The organism is Burkholderia sp. LA-2-3-30-S1-D2 (genome assembly GCF_001523915.2).
GTDB classification, from domain to species: Bacteria; Pseudomonadota; Gammaproteobacteria; order Burkholderiales; family Burkholderiaceae; genus Burkholderia; species Burkholderia diffusa.
Window position 1 is genome coordinate 263,439 of record NZ_CP013385.1, and the last position, 18,457, is coordinate 281,895.

The 18,457-nt window shown below is 66.5% G+C and carries 25 protein-coding genes and 1 pseudogene; 18 read left to right on the forward strand and 8 right to left on the reverse strand.

The window, feature by feature from the left end; all coding sequences use genetic code 11:
- Window positions 1–29: 29 nt before the first annotated feature.
- The 4 genes from WS66_RS30160 to WS66_RS33900 all read right to left on the reverse strand — a co-directional run bounded on the left by WS66_RS30160 (window position 30) and on the right by WS66_RS33900 (window position 1,842).
- Window positions 30–449 carry a hypothetical protein gene (locus WS66_RS30160; protein ID WP_059602583.1) on the reverse strand — a complete coding sequence of 140 codons (420 nt, stop codon included), beginning with the start codon at window positions 447–449 and terminating at the stop codon, window positions 30–32.
- 159 nt (window positions 450–608) lie between these two features.
- Window positions 609–1,271, reverse strand: coding sequence for a phosphoribosyltransferase (locus WS66_RS30165; protein ID WP_059602586.1), 663 nt, complete (start codon window positions 1,269–1,271; stop codon window positions 609–611).
- A gap of 120 nt (window positions 1,272–1,391) precedes the next feature.
- Window positions 1,392–1,607 (reverse strand): hypothetical protein, encoded by a 216-nt coding sequence (locus WS66_RS30170; protein WP_059602589.1) that lies wholly within the window; start codon window positions 1,605–1,607, stop codon window positions 1,392–1,394.
- Window positions 1,608–1,656: 49 nt separating this feature from the next.
- The gene (locus tag WS66_RS33900) at window positions 1,657–1,842 is read right to left on the reverse strand and encodes a hypothetical protein (protein ID WP_159086604.1); all 186 of its coding nucleotides are present in this window, start codon (window positions 1,840–1,842) and stop codon (window positions 1,657–1,659) included.
- Between the two features lie 155 nt (window positions 1,843–1,997).
- Between WS66_RS33900 and WS66_RS30175 the strand changes: the two genes are divergently transcribed.
- The 8 genes from WS66_RS30175 (at window position 1,998) to WS66_RS30210 (ending at window position 7,655) form a co-directional block, all read left to right on the forward strand.
- Entirely contained in the window at window positions 1,998–2,411 is a 414-nt protein-coding gene (locus WS66_RS30175; protein ID WP_059602592.1) for a hypothetical protein, read from the forward strand.
- A gap of 72 nt (window positions 2,412–2,483) precedes the next feature.
- Window positions 2,484–3,134, forward strand: a complete 651-nt coding sequence (locus tag WS66_RS30180) for a BON domain-containing protein (protein ID WP_059602601.1) — start codon at window positions 2,484–2,486, stop codon at window positions 3,132–3,134.
- A gap of 61 nt (window positions 3,135–3,195) precedes the next feature.
- Window positions 3,196–3,645: a CBS domain-containing protein gene (locus tag WS66_RS30185; RefSeq protein ID WP_059602604.1), complete on the forward strand. Its 450-nt coding sequence runs from the start codon at window positions 3,196–3,198 to the stop codon at window positions 3,643–3,645.
- Between the two features lie 63 nt (window positions 3,646–3,708).
- On the forward strand, window positions 3,709–4,245 hold the full coding sequence (locus WS66_RS30190) for a hypothetical protein (protein ID WP_236873006.1): 537 nt from the start codon (window positions 3,709–3,711) through the stop codon (window positions 4,243–4,245).
- Window positions 4,229–4,468 carry a hypothetical protein gene (locus tag WS66_RS30195; RefSeq protein WP_059602607.1) on the forward strand — a complete coding sequence of 80 codons (240 nt, stop codon included), beginning with the start codon at window positions 4,229–4,231 and terminating at the stop codon, window positions 4,466–4,468. The genes WS66_RS30190 and WS66_RS30195 overlap by 17 nt, the downstream gene beginning before the upstream one ends.
- A 394-nt stretch (window positions 4,469–4,862) precedes the next feature.
- On the forward strand, window positions 4,863–5,126 hold the full coding sequence (locus WS66_RS34550) for a hypothetical protein (protein ID WP_236873007.1): 264 nt from the start codon (window positions 4,863–4,865) through the stop codon (window positions 5,124–5,126).
- 79 nt (window positions 5,127–5,205) lie between these two features.
- The gene (locus tag WS66_RS30205; protein ID WP_059602906.1) at window positions 5,206–6,582 is read left to right on the forward strand and encodes a nicotinate phosphoribosyltransferase; all 1,377 of its coding nucleotides are present in this window, start codon (window positions 5,206–5,208) and stop codon (window positions 6,580–6,582) included.
- Complete coding sequence (locus WS66_RS30210; RefSeq protein WP_059602610.1) at window positions 6,579–7,655, forward strand: hypothetical protein; 1,077 nt, start codon at window positions 6,579–6,581, stop codon at window positions 7,653–7,655. The genes WS66_RS30205 and WS66_RS30210 overlap by 4 nt, the downstream gene beginning before the upstream one ends.
- Here WS66_RS30210 and WS66_RS30215 read toward each other — a convergent pair.
- Window positions 7,633–8,619: a ribose-phosphate diphosphokinase gene (locus WS66_RS30215; protein WP_174919926.1), complete on the reverse strand. Its 987-nt coding sequence runs from the start codon at window positions 8,617–8,619 to the stop codon at window positions 7,633–7,635. The genes WS66_RS30210 and WS66_RS30215 overlap by 23 nt on opposite strands.
- Window positions 8,620–8,663: 44 nt before the next feature.
- Here WS66_RS30215 and WS66_RS30220 point away from each other — a divergent pair, with 44 nt between their 5' ends.
- From WS66_RS30220 to WS66_RS30230, 3 genes and pseudogenes are all read left to right on the forward strand, one after another.
- Window positions 8,664–9,623: a hypothetical protein gene (locus tag WS66_RS30220; protein ID WP_059602614.1), complete on the forward strand. Its 960-nt coding sequence runs from the start codon at window positions 8,664–8,666 to the stop codon at window positions 9,621–9,623.
- Window positions 9,624–9,670: 47 nt separating this feature from the next.
- Window positions 9,671–10,248, forward strand: a pseudogene (locus WS66_RS30225) (AAA-associated domain-containing protein).
- A 153-nt stretch (window positions 10,249–10,401) separates the two neighbouring features.
- Window positions 10,402–10,866 carry a hypothetical protein gene (locus WS66_RS30230; RefSeq protein ID WP_059602617.1) on the forward strand — a complete coding sequence of 155 codons (465 nt, stop codon included), beginning with the start codon at window positions 10,402–10,404 and terminating at the stop codon, window positions 10,864–10,866.
- 31 nt (window positions 10,867–10,897) lie between these two features.
- On the opposite strand, the gene WS66_RS30235 is transcribed toward WS66_RS30230, so the two are convergent.
- Window positions 10,898–11,491, reverse strand: coding sequence for a rhomboid family intramembrane serine protease (locus tag WS66_RS30235; protein WP_059602619.1), 594 nt, complete (start codon window positions 11,489–11,491; stop codon window positions 10,898–10,900).
- Between the two features lie 341 nt (window positions 11,492–11,832).
- On the opposite strand from WS66_RS30235, the gene WS66_RS30240 reads away from it, so the two are divergent.
- Entirely contained in the window at window positions 11,833–12,282 is a 450-nt protein-coding gene (locus WS66_RS30240; protein ID WP_059602622.1) for a CBS domain-containing protein, read from the forward strand.
- A gap of 61 nt (window positions 12,283–12,343) precedes the next feature.
- On the opposite strand, the gene WS66_RS30245 is transcribed toward WS66_RS30240, so the two are convergent.
- Window positions 12,344–13,954, reverse strand: a complete 1,611-nt coding sequence (locus WS66_RS30245) for a bifunctional aminoglycoside phosphotransferase/ATP-binding protein (RefSeq protein ID WP_059602624.1) — start codon at window positions 13,952–13,954, stop codon at window positions 12,344–12,346.
- Window positions 13,955–14,324: 370 nt separating this feature from the next.
- Between WS66_RS30245 and WS66_RS30250 the strand changes: the two genes are divergently transcribed.
- From WS66_RS30250 to WS66_RS30265, 4 genes are all read left to right on the forward strand, one after another.
- Window positions 14,325–14,858: a hypothetical protein gene (locus tag WS66_RS30250; RefSeq protein ID WP_236873008.1), complete on the forward strand. Its 534-nt coding sequence runs from the start codon at window positions 14,325–14,327 to the stop codon at window positions 14,856–14,858.
- 202 nt (window positions 14,859–15,060) lie between these two features.
- Window positions 15,061–15,531, forward strand: coding sequence for a universal stress protein (locus tag WS66_RS30255; RefSeq protein WP_059602627.1), 471 nt, complete (start codon window positions 15,061–15,063; stop codon window positions 15,529–15,531).
- A gap of 31 nt (window positions 15,532–15,562) precedes the next feature.
- Window positions 15,563–15,838, forward strand: coding sequence for a DUF1488 domain-containing protein (locus WS66_RS30260; RefSeq protein WP_059602631.1), 276 nt, complete (start codon window positions 15,563–15,565; stop codon window positions 15,836–15,838).
- 183 nt (window positions 15,839–16,021) lie between these two features.
- Entirely contained in the window at window positions 16,022–16,456 is a 435-nt protein-coding gene (locus WS66_RS30265) for an Hsp20/alpha crystallin family protein (protein WP_059602634.1), read from the forward strand.
- A gap of 104 nt (window positions 16,457–16,560) precedes the next feature.
- Here WS66_RS30265 and WS66_RS30270 read toward each other — a convergent pair whose 3' ends face one another.
- The gene (locus tag WS66_RS30270; RefSeq protein ID WP_059602637.1) at window positions 16,561–17,226 is read right to left on the reverse strand and encodes a nitroreductase family protein; all 666 of its coding nucleotides are present in this window, start codon (window positions 17,224–17,226) and stop codon (window positions 16,561–16,563) included.
- A 230-nt stretch (window positions 17,227–17,456) separates the two neighbouring features.
- Between WS66_RS30270 and WS66_RS30275 the strand changes: the two genes are divergently transcribed.
- Together WS66_RS30275 and WS66_RS30280 are read left to right on the forward strand one after the other, a co-directional pair.
- Entirely contained in the window at window positions 17,457–18,107 is a 651-nt protein-coding gene (locus WS66_RS30275; protein ID WP_059602640.1) for a BON domain-containing protein, read from the forward strand.
- Window positions 18,108–18,155: 48 nt separating this feature from the next.
- Window positions 18,156–18,395: a hypothetical protein gene (locus WS66_RS30280; protein WP_059602642.1), complete on the forward strand. Its 240-nt coding sequence runs from the start codon at window positions 18,156–18,158 to the stop codon at window positions 18,393–18,395.
- Window positions 18,396–18,457: the final 62 nt, after the last annotated feature.

Below are 18,457 nucleotides of genomic sequence, written 5' to 3' on the forward strand. Positions count from 1 at the left end.
CCCGTGACGGAGCAAGGGATGGACGGCGGTCATACGACCGGCGATGTGCGAGCCGGTCGCCTGACGAACGACGATGACGGTCCCATGCCTTGCCCGAACCACGGAATCTCGGCACCGAGCGACGCGACATACCGTGCCCAGCCTCCCGGGTTGTCGGAGAACAGCCACGCGCATACGGGCTCCGCGAGGGCATCGCGATCGAGCGGCTCGTCGAGCAACAGCTGCGGCCACAGACAGTATGCGTGGAGGACCGCGCGCGTGAATTCACGCACGGTCATGTGCGCGAACACCTGATTCAGCAGTGGAATGTCCGCGAGTATCGGCTGCGCGGCCAGCAGCGAATCCAGCGTCCTGTCATCCGGCTCGTATTCGAGCACGCAACTGAGCGTTCGCAGGATGCTACCCAGGTGCACGAGCAAGGCGCGGCGAGCTTCGGTTTCGTTTGGCATGGGTGGCGTCCGGATTGGCGGAACGGATTGCTCCGCGTGTTTCCTTGAAATCTATGAGCGATGTCGCGCGCGAACGTTGATGGCGGTCAACCAAAGCAGTCAGGACCGTTCGGCATATCGGCCGCGGTGGCATCGGCTGCGCGCGTGCCTGCCGTTCTGTCAGCGGGGCACCGTGCGCTCTCCGGCCCGAGAACGGTACGCCGATGCCAGTATCGCGACGGCCTCGTCGTCGTCCACCTGAGAGAACGATCGATAGAACGCGCCGACCGAGAAGGCTTTGTCGGACTGCTCGATGCATACCACCTCGTCGGCATAAGGGCGGACTTCATCGAGGCCTCGGGCGCAGGCCACCGGTACCGCGCAGACGAGCAGTCGCGGGTGCCCCATGCGCGCCGCGTGTAGCGCGGCAATCATGGTCGCGCCGGTCGCGATGCCGTCGTCGACCACGATCGTGATGCGATTTTCCCGGACGACGGGCGGGCGGAAACGTGCATAGTGCATCCTGCGTGCTGCAAGCACGGCAAGTTGCTCGTGCTGTTCCGCTTCCAGGTAGCGCGACGGAATCGCCATGTGCACGGCGTCGCGCGACAAATAGCACCAGCCGGATTCGTCGATCGCGCCAATCGCGAGTTCCGGTTGCCATGGCGCGCGCAACTTGCGCACCAGCACGACGTCGAGGTCGCCATGCAGGCGCGTCGCGAGGATGCTTCCCAGTATCAATGCGCCGCGTGGTATCGCCAGGACCAGCGGGTGTTCGCCACGGTAGGCCTGAAGCACGGACGCAAGCTGATTGGCTGCGTCCCGGCGGTCGTCGAAGATCATGTCACCTCCTGTTGGCACGAGGGCGTGCGTTGCTGGGCGCTGACGCGAAATCCGGTTGTCGAAGTCGGAGCACGGTCGGACCTGCGGTCGTCCGGATCGCCGTCTAACCACACGTAGCGGTCAAAGCCGTTCGAGTCGTGCGAGGATCTCATCGGTCCGGCGCAGCAGCGTGCTGTTCCGCTCAGCCGTCTGCCTGACAGCATTCAGTCTTGCGCGCCAGTACGCGGGGTCGGTTATGGATGTCTGCTTGTGGAAGCAGGACCGGGTCTGCTCGAGCAGACGAATGGATCCTTCGATATGTGAAAGCTCGCGTTCGACGTCGCAGTACCAGTTCATGCATGGTCTCCGTTGCATTGAATGACTCATGTTGGATTCCCGATATCAGTCACGTCTTGATTTCACTCAATGCATCGAATTCATCCGATTTTTCGGTGACTGAAAAATGATTCACAGTGCTGTATCGAGAGATTTCACGCAGCACCGGGCGACGGGAAGTTCGACGCGAAGACCGGGCAAGCAATCCGGCCCGGCCCCGCGAGGCGTTCGCATCGGTGTTTCGATGGGCTTGCATCGGACGAATCGGGGAACGTTTCGATCGCTCGCGTCTGCCGGATGACCTGCGTCAAGAACGATTGCCCGGCAGGAGCGAATATCTATCTTCTCGCATGTCGACCTCGACATGTGCCGTGCCGTCTGCGTCTTCACGTTCATGATACGGACACCATCATGCCCGCCTTGTTTACGAACACGTCGAATCGCCAGATCATTTCCCGTTCCGACGCATCGGCACCGAGCGTGTCGGCTGCTACGCCTCACCAGCATCACCGGATCGACGCCGATGGCGACCGGCTGCTGAGTCCGCACGAAATCGCGATCCTGATGGTGCTCGCCAGCGAGCCGCGCCGCCAGCAGGGCGACCCCGTCGACCTGCGCTGCCTCGTCGATCGCGGTCTCGTTAGACTGGATGCAGCATCGCTTGCCGAGGCGCCCGCCAGCCTGTCGGCCGACGGGCGCCAGATGGTGTTGCGACTCGCCAGAGGCGATCGCGCCAGGCAAGGGCGCAACGCCGACGTCACGATTGCGTTTCGCGCGATCGCGGCGGAGACATCGGCCGGGATCGCGCACCACGCCGCGCGCTGACCTGTATCAATTCCACGCGATGCAGCGGGATTTACCGTTGTCTTCATCGATTGCGGACAGGAGTCGATGGCCATGAAAAGCGACAGCGAGCTGAAGAAGGACGTCGAGCAGGAACTCGAGTGGGATCCGTCGATCGATGCGGTGCGCATCGGCGTCGAAGTGCACGAACGCGTCGTGACGTTGACTGGGCACGTCGCCAGCTATCTGGAAAAGGTCGCGGTGCGCAAGGCCGTCGAGCGTATCGAAGGCGTGCGCGGCATCGTGCTGGAACTCGAGGTGCAAACGGACGACGGCAAGCGTCGCTCGGACGAGGACGTCGCCATTGCAGCGCGCTCGCTCCTGATGTGGGATGCGGGGCTTGGCGAGCAGGCCGTGCACGTGACGGTCGAGAACGGGTGCGTGACGCTGTCGGGCGAGGTGATGTGGAGTTACCAGATGCAGGAGGCGGAGCGGGCCGTCGAGCGGCTGCGCGGCGTCACACGGATCATCAACGAGATCCATGTCCGGCCGCATCCGACGCAATCCGACATCGCGGGCAAGATCCAGGCGGCCTTGATTCGGCATGCAACGGAAGAGGCCGCACACGTCGGCATTACCGTCCAGGACGGCTGCGTGACGTTGACTGGCGAGGTGGGCTCGCTGAGCGAACGGCGGCTTGCCTTCGATGCCGCGTGGTCGGCGCCGGGCGTGCGCGACGTGGTCGATCAACTTACCGTTGCATGAAGGCTCGGGCGGCGGCGGACATCGATCGATGGTCCGCCTTGCCCCGGCCGGGAGAACGAACATGAATGCCGCGATGCTCTGTACCCGCGATGTCGCCATGTGTTCGGCACGCGCAACCGTCGTCGAGGCGGCGGAAATGATGCGCGACGCGCACGCCGGCGATCTGATCGTCGTGCGCGAAGAGGAGGGGCGATGCGTGCCGGTCGGCATGGTGACCGATCGCGACATCGTGCTGACGGTGGTCAGCCCCGATGCGGAGGCCGGTTCGCTGTTCGTCGGTGACATCATGTCGGCGCCCGTCGCGACCGTGAACGTCGACGACGACATCTGGCTGCTCGCGAAGCGGATGCGCCAGCACGGCGTCCGTCGATTGCCGGTCGTCGGCGACGACGGCGAGCTCATCGGCATTGTCTCGCTCGACGATCTGCTGCGCGCGGCCGCGGCGCTGCTCGACGAGTTGCGGCTCGTGGCGGCCCGCCAGCCGTATTTCGAGGAGAAACAGCGTGGCTGATCCAGTCGGTTCCAGCTTCCATCGCCCCGGGCATGACGCAGCGGCGGTCTCGATGCCGGTGCGATGCGCCCCTCGGCCGCGCGCGATCCCATGACACGCGGCCGGCATACCGGCCCGCGCACCCCGATGCGCCGGTGGCTCGGCGCAATCGGTCTCTGCCTGCTGCTGTCGAGCGCGACGACGTGGCTCGGGGCGATCCACGACTATCCGGTGAGCACCGGTGTCTTGACCGGCATGACCGCGCCGGAGTGTGGGCGCGTGACTGCGCGGCCGGCCGGATCGCTGCTGATGACACCGATTCCCGAATACGACGTCTGCCTGCCGCTGTTCGTTTATCGCGCATCGTATCCGGATGCCGCGAGCGACGTCGCGTCGTACCGCACTTGGATCCTGCAGCAGCGGGTCGGTGAATTCTGGCAATTGTTCGGCTATGTGCTTCTGCTGTGGGCCGCGATCCTGGGCCTCGTTGCCGGCCCGATATGGATCTTCCGGCGGCGGGCCGGATATCGTCATCGCGCCTCGCGGCGTGGCGCGACCGATGATCGAAGCGGCATGCGCTCGCACGGCAAGCAAGGGGGTAATCGTGACGATTTCCGGTGAATTGAACGCGGCGGACTGGACCGTGGCGATCGAAACGGTTGGCGTCGCGAGCGGCGGCTATCGCTGCCGTGTCCACGTGATGGTCCGCTCGCCCGACTGCAAGTGCGAGCATGTCTTTCCGCATCACCGGGTATTCGCGACCGAGCGCGAGGCAGCGCTGGAGGGATTGCGCAGCGGAATGACATGGATCGAAATGAAGAAATCGGACACCTTCACGTACTGACGGACGGTGGTGCTCACCGTCATCTTCGCTGTATTCGAACCGGCGAGCACGGCGATACGAACCCTGCGCGCGGCATGACCTGAGACCTGCGAATGCCGCATTGCCGGCATCCCTCCGGGCCGCGGGCATGCGTTGATCCCGATCAAAGCCGCGCGGCACGGCCTCAATACGATGGAACGCATCTCCGCGAAGAATGACGACCATGAACAGGCTCAGACGCGCATGCCGCGTGCTCGTGCTGTGCGCGTCGGCGTGCTGCCTTCCGACGCAGCCGGTACATGCCCAGCATGGGCGTCATGTCCCCCGCCAGGAATTTCACCGCAGGGATTTCCACGGGCGGGACTTTCGCCACTTCGCGCCGAGGGAGCGTGCGCGATGGCAGGGCGGTCGATGGGTGCAGGACTGGCACGGCGGGCGTTACGCGTGGTGGTGGATCGTCGACGGCTACTGGTACATCTATCCTGAACCGATGTATCCGTATCCGACCTACATTCCGCCGGCGATCGTCGTTCAGCGGCCGCCACCGACCCCGGCCCGGCTGCCGCCGGCACGCGCGTGGTACTACTGCAACGACCCGCGCGGATACTATCCGTATGTCGCGTCGTGCAATGGCGTGTGGACCGCGGTTCCGTCGACCCCGGGCCCCGCGCCGCAATGACGGAAGCGACGCTTGTCCGCAACGAAGCGGCCGGATACCGGCTGCACGATTGCGCGCGAGCGACGAGGGAGGGCACATGATGAACGGATTCTGGCCGGACGCTGACGTCGACGACGTGCTGCTGGCGGATTGGTATGAACTGACGATGATGCAGGCCGCGTTCGATGCCGGAATGAACGACACGGCCAGCTTCGAGTTCTTCGTGCGGGCGCTGCCCGAGCATCGGGCATTCCTGATGGCGGCGGGACTGGAGCACGTGCTCGACTATCTGGAGGGGCTGTGCTTTACGGCCGCCACCCTCGAGCGACTGGCCGCGACCGGGCGCTTGCGAGCGGAGTTCCTCGCTTCGCTCGCCGGCTTCCGCTTTACGGGCACCGTCGACGCGATGCCGGAAGGCACGGTGTTTTTCGCCGACGAACCGATCCTGCGGATCACGGCGCCGCTTCGCGAGGCGCAGTTCGTCGAGAGCCGCGTGATGAACCTGCTCCATTACGCGACGCTGGTTGCCAGCAAGGCCGCACGCGCCACGCTCGTCGCGCATGGCAGGTTGCTGGTCGACTTCGGCCTGCGGCGCGCGCATGGCGCGGAGGCGGCGATGCTGTCCGCGCGGGCCAGTTACCTTGCAGGATTTTCCGGCACGGCGACCCTGCTCGCCGGCTTGCGTTACGACATTCCCGTCTATGGCACGATGGCGCATTCATACGTCCAGGCGCATGACGACGAAGCGCTTGCGTTCGAGCATTTTGCGCGATCTCAGCCGGATAACGCGTTGCTGCTGATCGATACGTACGATACGGAGCACGCGGCGCACAAGGTAGTCGAACTGGCGCGGCGGCTTGCGCCCGAGAACGTGCGCATCAAGGGCGTCCGGATCGACAGCGGCGATCTGGCGGCGCACGCGCGCAACGTGCGCGCGATTCTCGACGACGGTGGCCTGACGGACGCGACGATCTTCGCGAGCGGCAATCTCGACGAACACCGGCTGCAGGAGCTTGTCCACCAGCATGCGCCGATCGACGGTTTCGGAATCGGCACACAGATGAGTACGTCGGCGGACGCACCGTGCCTCGACTGCGCGTACAAGCTCGTCGAGTATGCGGGCCGGGCGCGATGCAAACGCTCGGAGGGCAAGGCCACGCTGCCCGGCCGCAAGCAGGTGTTTCGGGAATACGGCCCGGACGGGCGAATCACCGCCGACAGCATCGGACTCGACGGCGAACACATCGACGGAACCCCGCTGTTGCGGCCCGTCATGATCGGCGGGGCGCGGCTCGCTGCCCCCACGCTCGGCGAGAGCCGCATTCACGCAATGCGCGAACTGTCCACGCTACCCGATCCGATGCATGCGCTGATGCCCGTCATGCCGCTGCAGCCGGCGATTTCTCCGGCGCTGTCGGCACTCGTCGCGCAGGAGAATGCCAGGTTGGACACGCACGCTGGGCAGCAAGCGGCATGATCGATGCCCATCTCCCGGCCGGCCGCGCGATCACGCTGAGCGACAAGGTGGCCGCGTTGCGCATGCCCGCAGCCTGGCCGGACGGCACGAGATCGGTCGAGGCCGTGGAGACGCACATGTCGTGGGTATTCCTGACGGACCGGTACGCGTGGAAGCTCAAGAAGCCCGTGCGCGCGCCGCAACTCGATTTTCGAACGCTGGCCGCGCGGCATCGCTTCTGTTGCGAGGAGGTGCGTTTGAACCGTCGGCTTGCGGCCGACGTCTATCTCGACGTGGTGCCGCTCGTCATCGACGCCCGCGGTTGCTTGCATGCGGACGGACCTGGCGAAATCGTCGACTGGCTGGTCAGGATGCGGCGCCTGCCGGCTGCACGCATGCTCGACCGCGTGTTGTCTCGTGGCATGGCTACGGCAGGTGATGCGTGTCGCATCGCGGCTCGCCTGAGCGCGTTCTACCATACCCTGGCACCCGCGCGAATCGACGGTTCGGCTTATCGCGAAGCGCTGCGTTGCACGATCGACACCAATGAACGCGCGTTGTTCAAGCCACTCGCGGGCCAGTCCGCCGATACCGTGCGGACGCTCTGCGCGCGGCAGCGATCGTTGCTCGTCTGTGAAGCTGCGCGCTTCGACCTGCGTGTGCGACAGGGGCATGTCGTCGAAGGGCACGGCGATCTGCGTCCCGAACACGTCTGCATCGACGATCCGGTCGCGATCATCGATTGCCTCGAATTCTGCAGACGACTGAGAGTCCAGGATGCGGCCGACGAGGTCGGCTTTCTCGCGCTCGAATGCGAGCGTCTCGGCGCACCGGGTTTCGCGGACGCGCTCGTCAATGCCTATCGCTCCGCGAGCGGCGACGATGTCGATGACGGATGCGTGAATTTCTACCAGAGCTGCCGGGCCATGACGCGCGCGCGGCTCGCCGCGTGGCACCTCCGCGAGCCCGCATTCAGGGCGACGCCGGTCTGGCGCGATCGCGCGAGCACGTACGTCGCGCTCGCCCGGCGGCACGCCGACGACTGCGAGCTTGCGTGGGTGGCAAGCCATGTCAGCGCCGCAGCAGGTCCGTGAGCGAGCCGCCGCGATGGATACGCGCAATCGCCTCGGCAAACAGCGGCGCGCTGTCGAGTATCGCGAGCTTGTCCCTGAGCGGCCCGGCCGGCACGCGCCAGGGCGGCACCGTGTCGGTCACGGCGATGCCGGCGAGCGCGTCGCCGCCGAGCAGGTCGGCCGCGTCTTCAAAGAACATCCCATGCGTCGCGACCGCGTAGACGGATTGCGCGCCGAGCGTGCGGCAATCCTCGGCCGTGCGGGCCAATGTCGTCCCGGTGCCGATCAGGTCGTCGACGATGACGGCGCAACGGCCGGCGACCTCGCCCACGATCGGCTTGGGTGTCACGATGCCGCCGCTGCGCAGCTTGCCGGCGAACGCCGCGTCGACCGGGCGCCCGGTGCGCGCTTCCAGCCGTGCACGGAAATCCTCGGCTCGCCGCACGCCCCCTGCGTCGGGCGATACGACCACGACCGGCCGGTCGCTGGCTTGCCCGGCGAACCATTCGACCAGCATGCCGTTCGCCTCGAGATGCTCCGTGGGGCAGCGAAACGCGTTCTGGAACGCCGCGATGTTGTGGATGTCGATCGTGACGACGCGATCGACGCCCACCGCTTCGAGCAACGTGGCGACATAGCGCGTGGATACCGGGTCGCGCGGCTGGGACCGACGGTCCTTGCGCGAGTAGCACAGGTAGGGCGTCACCGCGCAAACGCGTGCGGCCGACGCGTCCTTCAACGCGCCGATGAACAGCAGCAACCGGCACAGCTTGTCGTTGACGGAACTGCCTGGCTCGCCGTGCAGCGACTGCACGACGTAGACATCGTGTCCGCGCACGCTGACAAGCGCACGCGTCTTGTGTTCGCCGTCCTCGAACGGACGTTCCTCGTGCGCGGCGAGCGTGACGCCGAGACGGGCCGCGATTCGTTCGCCGAAGGCGCGACACGAGGCGAAGGCAAACAGGCTGAAAGGGAGTCGTTCCATGGCATGGCTACCTCGATTCATGCAGTTATCGGGCGTTGCGAATCATGACGCGCTTTGACGTGTTCAACGGTGATGCGGACGGCATCTGTTCGCTTCAGCAGCTCCGGCTCGAGATGCCGGCCGAGTCGGTGCTCGTGACGGGGCCCAAGCGCGACATCGCGCTGCTCACGCGCGTGCCGGCCGCCCGAGGCGACATCGTCACCGTCCTGGACGTTTCGCTCGACGCGAACCGCGCGGCACTCGATGCGCTGCTGGCGCGCGGCGTCGACGTCGACTATTTCGATCACCACATGCCCGGCGCCGTGCCCACTCATCCGCACCTTCGCGCGCATATCGACACGGCGCCGGACACCTGTACGAGCATCATCGTCGACCGGTACCTGGCGGGCCGGCAGCGACTCTGGGCGGTGGTCGGTGCCTATGGCGACAATCTCGTCGGCGTGGCCGGCAAGCTCGCCGCCGCCTGCGGCCTGACGGATGCCGATGCCTACCGTCTGCAGGTGCTTGGCGAATCCGTGAACTACAACGGTTACGGCGATCGCCCGGACGATCTCTTCATGGCACCGCTGGCCGTGTATGCGGCGGTGCGGCAATATGCGAACCCGCTCGAGTTCGCGGGGTCGCCCCTCGCGCGGCGGCTCGACGCCAACCGGCGACGCGATATCGCGCGTGCGGAGCGACAGCGCGCGAACATCGCGCTGCCGGGGGCGGACGTCTATATCCTCCCCGCCACGCGCTGGGCGCGTCGTGTGCGCGGCGTTTTCGCCAATCGGCTCGCGCGTGGCGACGCGGCACGCGCTCACGCGGTGCTGACGTTGTCGGTCTCGGGTGGGTACACCGTCAGCGTTCGCGCGCCCGTCGCCGCGCCATATGGCGCCGATCGTCTTTGTCGCGCATTTCCGGAGGGCGGTGGCCGGGAAGGGGCGGCCGGCATCAACCGGCTCGCGCCGGAGCGCCTCGACGTGTTCGTCGAGGCGCTCGCGAACGCGTACCCCGCCGCGTGAGCCGACGCAGGCGCGCTCATCGGTGCGGTACGGCGTAGCCGGAACGGGTGTCATCGGGGGACGCTCCTGAACGGTGGCCGTTGCGCGGCAGGACTCGCTGCAATCGTGGCGCCGCGCATTGCCGGGCGGTTGACGCAGGTCAAGCCTGCCGGCCGCCCCGCCCGGGAAGACGAGCCGCCATCATCGGCGGGGAGAGGCGTCGTGGAGCACCATGCGGAGGTAGTGCGCGGCGGGCGCTGCTCGGCACGATTGCATCGGCGCTCGCGCTCCGGACCGACGCGCTGTATTCGACGGCGGCCGCGCTCCATCTGCTCGCGTTTGCCGAATGGCGCGACCGGTCCATCCGGCTGAGTGCCGCGGGCCATGTATTCGCGCAAAGCGACGACGATGCCCGGCGGTGTCTGTTTCGCGAGCATGTCGTCCGATCGTGCCGCTCGCCGAGCATATCGACGAAGTGCTGGGCGAACGCGAAGGGCATCGCGCGCCGCGCGAGCGTTTCGAGCTCGAACTCGAGGATCATCTCGATCCGCGCAGCGCGGACCAGGCGCTGCGGGGCGTGATCGACTGGGGCCGCTACGCGGGATTGTTCGACTACGACAACCATACCCGCACGTTCGGCCGCTGACCGCTCGGGCTGCATGTCGGTCGCGTGCTTGATCGGCATCAAGCGTCTCACGGCCGGGCGTGCGACGCTGGATGAACCGTCGACGCAACCGCGTCGATCCGGCAGACACGCTCCGTAACCCGACGTCAATGACCGTTCACGGGAGGACTGACCATGAACTGGCTTTCAGAATACTTCGCCCAGCGCACGAGCCCGCTGGCGCTTTCGCTCTGGGTCCATCCGCCGCTCGCGCTCGGGCCCGACGGCCCGATCTGTCGGGAGCCTTACCGCCTGCCGTACCCGGGCGTGGAACTCGTTTTCACACCGGCGGAGGCGGTCGAGCGCGGCGGGAAGATCTACACGCTGCCGGCGCGTTATGACTCCAGGGGGCTGCTTGCCGCGCGCAGCACGGCGCATGACGAGGCCACGTCGTTCTTCCGCGAGGTGACGATTTTCGCGCCGTCGCAGTTCAATTGCGACTTCGTCGTGACGGTCAACGGCGAATTTTCCTTCGTGCCGTCGTTCTGGCAGGACGGGTCGCCCGGTTTCTCGAGCGTCTGCGCGCCCGCCGCGAGCGGTTGCGCGACCGGCGAGAAAGCCGGTCCACCGTGGCTGTTCCAGGGATATCTCAGCATCTAGCGTGCGTTCCCGCCATCGGCGGGAACCGGCGTCACGCGCGCTCGTCCGCGCGTGTTCGCCAGAAGGCGAGGCACGCGAGCGCGCCGAGCATTCCGCCGAGATGGGCGAAATGCGCGACACCGCTCGTGTCGCCGCTGAGGCCGGACAGCAGTTCGGTCAACGCATAGCCGGTCGCGAAGAGCCATGCGGGCATCGGTACCGGTGGAAACAGCAGCACGACGCGTCGTTTCGGAAACAGCACGGCATAGGCGATCAGCGCGCCGAAAACGCCGGCCGACGCACCGACGGTCGGTGCGTTGCTGGGCGGCAGGGCCCGGATCACCGCGAGCTGCGTGATCGCGCCGGCCAGCACGCTCGCCAGATAGAGCGCGAGAAAGCGCGCGCGCCCGAGCACGCGTTCGACGTCGCGTCCGAACATGTAGAGCCCGAACATGTTGAACGCGATATGGGCGAGGCTGGCATGCAGCACGCTGTAGGTCAGCAACTGCCAGACGTGGAAACCCGGTGTCGCCGGCACGCCCGGTCGTGCCGGCGGCCATAGCGCGAACAGATCGATGAGCACCGGCCAGCCGCTCACCTCGGCGATGAACACGGCGAAGTTCACCAGAATCAATGCGTAGGTCATGGCGACGGAATCCGCGGGACGGAGGTGGCGTTGCCGGCCAGCGGTGCGGCCGGAATCGAATTTCACGACTTATCGTCACGTTATCGGTGGCACGTACGTGGCCGTTGAGGCAGATCATGGACGGTCGCCGCCTCGCCGCCTCGCCGCCTCGCCGCCTCGCCGCCTCGCCGTCCGCGCCGTCCGCGCCGTCCGCGCCGCGTCAGGCCCCGACGGCGAGCGGCAGGTTGACGTGCGTCAAGCCTGCCCGGGGCGCCGCGCTTACCCTGAACTCGGGAAACATGTGTCGCCGCGGGGCGGTGCGCATGCGTATCGTCCATGCAAAGGGCAATGGGAGCCTCATCATGCACATCGGAAGAATCAGTACCCAACCGGTCGAAACGTGCACGGCCGAATGCAGTGCGTTTGAACTGGCCGATCGCATGCGGCACGCGCACGTCGGCGACATCGTCGTGATCGAGTACCGCAATGGCGAAGCCATTCCGATCGGCCTGATTACCGACCGCGACCTGGTGATCGAGGTGATGGCCCGCGGCGACGATCCGGGCGACGTGACGGCCGGCCAGATCATGTCGCGGGGTCTCGTCGTCGTGTCCGACACGGACGAGATCGGCGTCGCGCTCGAAGAGATGCGCCGGTCGGGCATTCGGAGACTGCCGGTGGTCGACGATGCAGGCCGCCTCGTCGGTATCGTGACGCTCGACGATATCGTCGAGCATCTCGCGGGGTTGCTCAGCGGCGTCGTGGAAGTCGGCAAGCTGCAGCAGATCGAGGAGCAGCGTTTCCGCGCGTGACGTTGCGGGGCCGGCGCCCGGCGCGGCCGGGCGGCTTGCCCGAGGCATGCGCCCCGCGCGCTCATGTGCGCAGCGTGGCGAGCAACGGCGCCCAGAACGCGCGGCTTTCGTACGCCGCGGCATCGCAATCGGTGTCGAAACGAATCGCGATCGCGGCTTCGGCTTCGGTGAGCGGGTCGGCATGCCCGATCTGCCGGGCCAGCACGGCGGTGTCGGCATCGGAGGCATCGTGTCCGCGTGCCGCGCGGGCAGCGACGCGCGCGGTGAGCGTTGCCGGACTCGCGGTGAAATCGAGCATTGCGACGCGCACGCCGAGCCGTGCGGCGAGGGCGACGAACGCGGAACGGTTGTGCTGGCGCAGGAACGTCGCGTCGACGATCGCCGTGTAGCCGCTGTCGAGGACCACGCGAGCCTCCGAAAGCAGCCTTTCGTAAATCTCGTCGATCGCCGTGTCCGAATAGGCGCCGGGGGACAGGCGGGTGTCGGTCGATGCACCGGCCAGGCGCTTGCGCTCGACGTCGCTGGACAACCTTATGGCGCCGAGTTGCGCGGCCAGCGCCCGGCTGGCCAGCGATTTGCCCGAGCCGGAAACCCCGTGACACAGGAGCAACACCGGTTGCGCTTCGCGTCGCGCATCGGCCATCGCCGACGCAATGCGCAAGTAGCCGGCGCGCGCCGCTTCGTCACCGCGCAGTCGGGCGGTCAGCGCACGTACCAGCGCACGGTAGACGAAGTAGCACGGCAGCACGCCCAGTGCCGCATGGTCGCCCGTGCGTGCCAGCCAGCCGGAAAGGAGGCGGTGGGCACAATCCGCACGTCCATGAGCGGAGAAATCCATCAGCGCGAACGCAAGATCGCTCGCCACGTCGATCCAGCGCAGCGTGTCGTCGAATTCGATGCAGTCGAACATCAGGATCCGGTTCCGCCAGCATACGATGTTGTCGAGATGCAGGTCCCCATGGCACGCGCGCACGAAGCCGAGCGCATGCCGATCGGCGAGCAGCGGTGCGATGCGGGTCAGTTCGGCTTCGTACCAGGCGCGCAGCGCGGCTTCGTCCGGCACCGTGATGTCGAGCGTGTCGAGCAAGGGCCGGCACTGGGCGGCGACGCTCGCTGCGCTGCCGGCACGGCCGCGTGGCGCACGGCGTGACGCGTGCAGATGATGGCGGGCCAGCGTATCGGCGAGGGCGTCAGCATCCGCCAGACCGTCGTCGTGCGATGCGCTGCGAACCGACAACATCGCCCGCGCGTCGAACCGGCGCATGCGCACCACGTACTCGCCCGGCACCGTCTGCTGCTGGCGCCGGCGCCGGCGCCCGCCGGTCGGCACCGGTGCAGCGAACGCGCATCGCCGGCCGTGCGAGACGAGCGGCCAGACACCCAGGTACAGCGGGCCGGCGAACGGCCGATTGAGCGTGCACTCCGCGAGCGCGCAGCGGCGCCGCAGTGCGGGCCGCATGAGATCGACGAAGGCGAAGTGCACGGGCTTGATGCGCTTGTACGCGTAGCGCCCGGCCAGATAAACGACGGACAGATGGGTTTCGATCCGCTCGATCCGGCCCGCGGGGTGGGGATAGGTGGCGGGTCGGCGCATTGCGCGATCGAATTGCGTCGACTTTCGTCGGGCATCTCCGCGACTCAGCGCGAACGGAACATGCGGCGATCGGGGCATGATGAACGGATCGGTTATACGGGGCGCGCGTTCGGGATGCCGCACCCGCTGGAGTGGGTTCGAAACGAGCATCGGGCATGGCATGTTCTCGCCAGTTCGATGTCACTGGATCGGGTTGACCGGCCAAGGGTCGCCGATTCGACGCCCTCTATTGCAGCCGACCCACGGATGTTTCGACTTGATGTCCGTCAAGCAGGGCTGACTGGGAGGGTGGCCTGCGTCGGCCGCGCGCCGCCTCCACACCGGCCGCGATGATGCGCTGTCCGTCGCGCGCGAACGCGTCTGATGACACACATCAACCGCGTTCGGCGGAGTGGCAATACAGTTGAATTCAGCGCTTGCGCAATGGTGGTGCGCGACTGCATGCGAAATGCCGCATGCCAGTCGCGATGCGGTCGGCTCGATGCCGAGCGCGATCATGCCATTCCGTTGCGAGCGGAACTCACAGCCTCGCGAGGCATTGGCGATGAAACGACGGATTTTGATGGTTGGCGTGCTGCTTGCGCTGGGTGCGTGTGCAGGACCGGACCGGCTCGCGACCTTCAGGTCGACGGAGACGCAGCTACTTGCGATGCGTCAGGCCGCATCGCTGCAGTGTTCGACCCCGTCCGAATGCGACCGCGCGTGGAGCCGCACGCGGCGCTACGTCCAGGATCATTCGTCAACCCGAATCACGCAATTCAGTGCGGACCGGATCGAAACGGCGCAACCGTATCTGGCTGGAGAAGTCTATCTGTGGGCATCACGCGCGGAATCGGGCGGCGGCTCGGTGATCCGGCTCAAGGCGATGTGCAAGGGCATGTATGACAGCAACGGCGGCCCGGGATGGCAATACGATGTGTGCGCCAGGAAAATCCTTCAAATCGAGCAAGGCTTCCGGTCAGACGAGAAACCGCCGGGCTAGCGACAGATTCCGTCAGCCGTCGGCAATGCGGCGTCTCGCCTCTCGGTCGGCCGGATGCCGGCCAACGGCGCCCGTTTCTTCTCGTACCGGTTTCGCCGCGGCTCCAAACCGTTGACCTCGGTCAACGCCTGCTTGCGGCGAGCACCGATGATGGAAGCGAATCCGGACGCCGCCGGCGCGTCGCTTCATCAGCGAGGTTCGCATGTACACGAATATCATGGTCGCCACGGACGGTAGTCCTTCGGCGAATCAGGCGCTCGACGAAGGCCTCAGGATGGCCAGGTTATGCGGCGCCCGCCTGTTTGCCGTGTTCGTCGTCGACAAATCCACGCTGTTCGCCTACGGCGGCCGCATGGAGCCGGAAGCCTTGCTCGACGAGATCCGGCGCCATGGCGCCGCGATCTTGCGAGACGCCGACCGGACGATCTCGCGCGCCGCAGTCAACGGCGAGACGGAAATCATCGAGACCGATCTGGGTCAGGACGTCGCGGAGCGCCTGCAGCGCTACGTCGTCGATCGTTCGATCGATCTGGCCGTGGTCGGCACGCACGGTCGACGCGGTGTCCGGCGGCTGGTGCTCGGCAGCGTCGCCGAACGCTTCCTTCGCGCATCGAGTTGCGCGGTCATGCTCGTGCGCGGCGAGGACACCTCACACGCCACGGTCGCGGCCTAGGGCCAGTGCGCCACCTGTGCAGGTGATCGTCATGCAGATATCGTTTCCTTCCGAACATCCGACGTATTGCGACCTCGATTCCGCGCTGAGTTTTCCGGCGCTCGTCGAAGGTCGCCGCGTGCGCTGCGCGATCACCTCGGCCGCGCTGGAAGACCACTTCCGCGCGGCGTCGCCTCGCGAGCAGGATCTCGTCGAGGCCTTTGCGCGACATCGTCCCGCCATCGAGCGCACTGCCCGCTGGCTGCTCGAGGAAATCGGCGGACGGCCGATCCTGCTCCACAGCGGCCATTTCCGGTTCTGTACGTAATCGACCGCCACCCTTGACGCGCATCAAGCGCGTGCCGGGGCGTGCGGGTACGCTGGATTTCGAAAGATCATTCGTCCCATGCGCGGCATGTGGTGTCGGTGTCGCGCCATCCGATCTTCATTGCGGCCGATGCTGTCGGGACGAAAGCGCCGGTCGCATGTCACCGTATGAGGAGTACGAACCATGAGCAACATGACGCGTTACGATCCGTTTTCGATGGAACCCGTGTCCGATCTGTTCCAGGGGCTGTTCAGGCCGCTACGCGGCATGGCACTGGCAGACGAGCCCGATCTTGCGTCGATGAAGATCGACGTCTCCGAAAACGACAAGGCGTATACGGTCAACGCGGAACTGCCCGGCGTCGCAAAGGACGACATCGACGTCCAGGTGACGGGAAATACCGTATCGATCAACGCGAAGATCGAGCGCAACACCGAACAGAAGAACGGCGAACGCGTGATCCGGCGCGAGCGCTACAGCGGTGCGATCAGCCGCACGTTCTCGCTGCCCGGCGACATCGATGACGCCAGCGCGACGGCGACGTATCAGGATGGCGTGCTGTCGCTGACGCTGCCGAAGAAGGCGCAGGTCGGGCAGAAGAAACTCACGATCAGCTGATCGGACGACGGGCAACGGGCGATGCAGGCACGCATCGCCCATCGGGAGGACCCGGCGCGCGGAGCGATCCGCGCGCTGTTTCGTTGGAACGCAAGCATTCGCCCTCACGCATGCGATGGCGTACTGCAGGGCCGATAGCCGACCGTCTGCGCGAGGATCGGCAGCTCGTCCTCGTTCAGCCTCAGCGCGTCGGCGAGCGTGCGGTGATTGATCCAGCCGCGCACGACCGTTCCGAGGCCGGCCGCCGCGCAATACAGCGAGACGTTCTGTGCGATGGCGCCGGCCGCGATCGCCGAGAACACGTCGCGTTGCTGCGGCGGCATGTCGAGTATCGCCCCCGTCCGGACGACGTAGACGAGATCCAGCGGCGCGCGGCCGACGAAGTCCTGATAGCCCGTGAGGTTGCGCGCATCGACCGCGTGTTTCAGCACCAGCCGATGCGCGGGCGCATCGTAGCGATAGACGCCGTACGGCAGCGCGACATAGATGTCGATTTCATTGAATGCGTGCGCGGACGGCGCGGTACGACCGCCGCTCGCCGGGCGGTTGATGCCGTCCGCTGCCCACAGCATCGTGCCGAGCGTCATCGGCGGGAGCGGTGTGGAGGCGAATTCGCGGGTGCTCATTCGAGTCGCGAGCGCCGCCATCAGCGGCACGTCGTTGTCGAGCATCGGGCGCGGCAGATCGACGATCGCCGGCGAGTCGCCCTCGGGCGACGCCGGCTGCATCACGGGCGCCGGCGAATAGGTCAACAGCTGCTGTTCGGTCATTCGAGTCTCCTTGAAGCGTGATTGCGCGTGCCTGGAACGGCGCGCATCGGCGATTTCACGATAAGACGGCCGGGCCGTAGCGGCTTGACTTCCGTCAAGTGGCGCACCGGCCGACCACGATGTGCGGCGCGCGGCATCCGTTGACCTGCATCAGCGATCGGGCGCCGCACATGTGCAAATCTGGCTAGGTGCGGCGGACAGGCACGCCGTGGCTCACAGGAGAGCAGACGATGAAAACCGACAAGCAGTTGAAGCAGGATGTCCAGGACGAACTGGAGTCCGACCCGTCGATCGATTCGACACGCATCGGCGTCGAGGTGACCGACCGGATCGTGACGCTTTCGGGGCACCCGCCGAGCTACGCGGAGAAACTGGCGATCGAGCGCGCGGCGAACCGCGTGGCCGGTGTCAAGGCGCTCGTCGTCGACTTGACCGTGCATCTGCCGGACGACGACGTGCGCACGGACGAGGACATCGCGAAAGCGGTGCGCTCGGTGCTGCACTGGACGGTCGGGCTGCATGACGACGCGGTCAAGGTCCAGGTCGAACGCGGCTGGATCACGTTGTCCGGCAAGGTCGACTGGGCGTACCAGAGCCACCTGGCCGTGCGCACGATCTCGCAGATGCGCAGCGTGACGGGCGTGACCGACCACATCGCGGTACAGGGGACGGTCGGTGCGGACGACATCGGCGGGAACATCAAGCGCGCGATCATGCGTCATGCGGAGCGCGAGGCGAAGCACATCGCCATCGACGTGCACGACGGCACCGTGCGGCTGTCCGGCAAGGTCGGCTCGTTTTCCGAGCGCAAGGCCGTGCGCGGTGCCGCGTGGTCGGCGCGCGGCGTGCGCGCCGTCGTCGATGATCTGGTGGTCGAGTAAATCCCGCTGGCGGATGTGCGATTCGCGGCGGGCCAGGAGGGCGGTCAGATGACACTTTCGGGTGAACTTCACGAAGCGGACTGGTCGGTCGCGATCGAGACGGTCGCGGCCGAATCCGGCGGCTTCCGTTGCCGGATCCACGTCACGCTCAAATCGCCGGACGGCGCTTGCGAGCGAACGTTCTCGCAAAGCAGGACGCATGCAACCGAGCGCGAAGCCGCGATCGACGCGCTGCGAGCCGGGATGACGTGGATCGAGATGAAGAAGTCGAACACCTTCACGCTCTGAACCGGTGGGCGGGGCAGGTCGACGAAGGCGGTCGGTCCCGTCGCGCGATGCGGCGATCGCCA